General features: G+C 63.1%; 3 protein-coding genes. 2 read left to right on the top strand and 1 reads right to left on the bottom strand.

Annotation, left to right across the window (positions count from 1 at the left end; all coding sequences use genetic code 11):
• Positions 1-770, bottom strand: a 770-nt coding sequence (locus tag AC1D34_RS36335) for a globin family protein (protein ID WP_476826882.1), incomplete at its 3' end; no start/stop codon positions are given.
• Positions 771-1,128: 358 nt separating this feature from the next.
• Between AC1D34_RS36335 and AC1D34_RS36330 the strand changes: the two genes are divergently transcribed.
• Both AC1D34_RS36330 and AC1D34_RS36325 read left to right on the top strand, forming a co-directional pair.
• Positions 1,129-1,629: a (2Fe-2S)-binding protein gene (locus tag AC1D34_RS36330; RefSeq protein WP_113514142.1), complete on the top strand. Its 501-nt coding sequence runs from the start codon at positions 1,129-1,131 to the stop codon at positions 1,627-1,629.
• An 84-nt stretch (positions 1,630-1,713) separates the two neighbouring features.
• Positions 1,714-2,728 (top strand): xanthine dehydrogenase family protein molybdopterin-binding subunit (locus AC1D34_RS36325; RefSeq protein WP_476826881.1); only part of this gene is annotated, 1,015 nt, incomplete at its 3' end.

Genomic DNA, 2,728 nt, shown 5'->3' with positions numbered 1-2,728 from the left:
GCCCGATTGGCAATCGCGAGGCTTTGCCGGGCGCGGTGCCCGATCTCGGCGATATTGGCCGACATCTCTTCTGTGGCGGCCGCCGTCTGGATCGCCTTTTCGCGCACGAGGGCGGAGGCGTGGGCGAGGCTACCAATCTGATTCTTGATGAAGGTGGTGGCTTCGGTCGTCTCGAACGAGGTCGAGACGAACTGCTCGACCGCGCCGCTGATCGTCGTATCGAGCTGACCGATGCGGGACTTCATCAGTGCAGCGGCGTTGTCGAGGGCCTGTCCGCGCCGTTCGGCCTCGCCAGCCTCGATCTGCTGATCGATCGTGATCGCGGTATTGATGTCGTAGGTCAGGATCCGCTCGATGATGTAGAGATCGCGGCCCACCTTCTTCGGCGACAGGACAAGGCGCCAACGGCTGGCGACCGAGATCGCCTGGTACAATGCGAAGGCGATCGAGACCCGCGGGCGTGGACCGACCTTGGCCACGCGCTCCAGCACACATAAGCGCTCGATCGAATTGCAATAGGCTTCGCCGAACTCTCCATCGAACAGCTGCTTGAAATGTGCGGCTTCGGCCGGATAGAGCGTTTCGGCGACGGGCTCTACCGTGCTGCGCAGGGGCGCATGGATCACGAAGGCACGSGCAAAATCCTTGGCAACGAGGCCCTCAATCACGCGGTCCACAATGGAGCGATAGCTTCGCAGGCGCTCGCGCTGGGCCTCGTCGAAGCCGATGGCGCGCAGGCGCCGCTGGATTTGATCAGAGATGGTCGACACCGACACGTTCATGATCCCGAGCAAAGCTTCGATAGCGATCAGCAAAGCTGTGATCTCCGGCGTTAACATTCTGCGAATGCAGGCCGTTCTCGCGCGCGTTTTCGTACGCGTGTGTTTGTTGCAGTGCAGCGTTGATGCTTGGCGAAAACAGCACTCAAAGTCCGCAAAATCGCCGCTTCATCTTGTTGCCATCGCGCTTGACCGCGCAAAATCCCGGGTCCACATTCCGTTTCGAGCTGTTCCAAGAAAAAACTGCCTGATGAGGCTAGAGGTTTCGCGAACGGCTCCGGCTCCGGATTTCAGTGGCTGGGAGGGTCACTGGCCGGGCGCCGGACGTAGGGTCCCAGGAGATGTGCTCATGGCCACGGTTTCGTTGACGGTGAACGGCAAGGCCGTCACCGCGAATGTTGATCCTCGCACTCTGCTGGTGCAGCTCCTGCGCGAGAACCTACGACTGACCGGTACGCATGTCGGCTGCGACACCAGCCAGTGCGGTGCCTGTGTCGTCCATCTCGACGGCAAAGCCGTGAAGTCCTGTACGACGCTTGCTCTTTCGGTCGATGGCGCCACGGTGACGACGATCGAAGGGCTCGCCGTGAACGGCGTGCTGCATCCGATGCAGGAGGCATTTCGCGAGCATCACGGCCTGCAATGCGGCTACTGCACTCCAGGCATGATCATGGCTGCGGTCGATATGGTGAGCCGTCGTGGCCATTCGCTCGATGAAGCGACGATCCGTGATGATCTCGATGGCAATATCTGTCGGTGCACGGGCTACCACAACATCGTCAAGGCGATCGCTGCCGGGGCGGAGGCGATGGGCAAGGCGGCGACGCCGACGCGCAAGGCTGCCGAGTGACGCCTTCGGCCGGCGCGCTCCCGCGCAGGCCGGTTCTCAAGCCATGAGGCGTCCGCCAGAGGCGCTGTGCGAGGAGGGAACACCATGTCCGCAACCGGAATCGGCGCCGCTGTCCGCCGCAAGGAAGATCACCGTTTCATCACCGGCCAGGGCCGCTACACCGACGACATCAACAGGCCGGGCCAGACCTACGCCTATTTCCTGCGTTCGCCGCATGCCCATGCCACGCTCAACAGGATCGACGCCAAGGCCGCGGCGACGATGCCGGGCGTGCTTGGGATCTATACAGGCGAGGATCTTGCCGCCGATAAGATCGGTGGGCTGATCTGCGGCTGGATGATCCATAACAAGGACGGTTCGCCGATGCGGGCCAGCCCGCACCCGGCGCTGGCGCAGGGCAAGGTCCGCTATGTCGGCGACCATGTCGCGGTCGTGGTGGCCGAGACGCTGGCGCAGGCCAGGGACGCGGCTGAGGCGATCGGCGTCGATTACGGCGTGCTGCCGGCGGTGGTCGACACGGCGAGTGCTGCGAGTTCGAAGACCCAGGTCCATGCCGAGTCTGCCGACAACACGGTCTTTAACTGGCATCTCGGCGACAAGGCTGCGACCGAAAAGGCGTTCAAGGCGGCCAAGCACGTCACGAAGCTCGACCTCGTCAATAACCGCCTGGTGCCGAACCCGATGGAGCCGCGCGCGGCCGTCGGCGATTACGACCAGGGCGAGGGCGCCTTCACGCTCTACACAACGAGCCAGAACCCGCATGTTGCGCGGCTCGTCCTTTCCGCCTTCATCGGCATTGCGCCGGAGAACAAGCTGCGTGTCGTCGCGCCGGATGTCGGCGGCGGCTTCGGCTCCAAGATCTTCATCTATGCCGAGGAGACGGTTTGCGTCTGGGCTGCGAAGAAGGTGGGCCGGCCGGTGAAATGGACCTCGGACCGTACCGAGGCCTTCCTCTCCGATGCGCATGGGCGCGACCATGTCACCCATGCCGAGCTCGCGACCGACGCTGATGGCAAGATGATCGGCATGCGGGTGAAGACGACGGCCAATCTCGGTGCCTACCTTTCGACCTTTTCGTCCTCGGTGCCGACCTATCTCT

It is taken from the genome of Allobosea sp. P1_A7, assembly GCF_056406775.1.
The sequence above is the reverse complement of the archived record's forward strand: the minus strand, read 5'-3'. Positions and strand labels throughout refer to the sequence as shown.

What these genes read in the sequence shown, in the direction of transcription:
- AC1D34_RS36330 (WP_113514142.1), top strand. Translation starts at nt 1,129, where the DNA reads ATGGCCACGGTTTCGTTGACGGTGAACGGCAAGGCCGTCACCGCGAAT.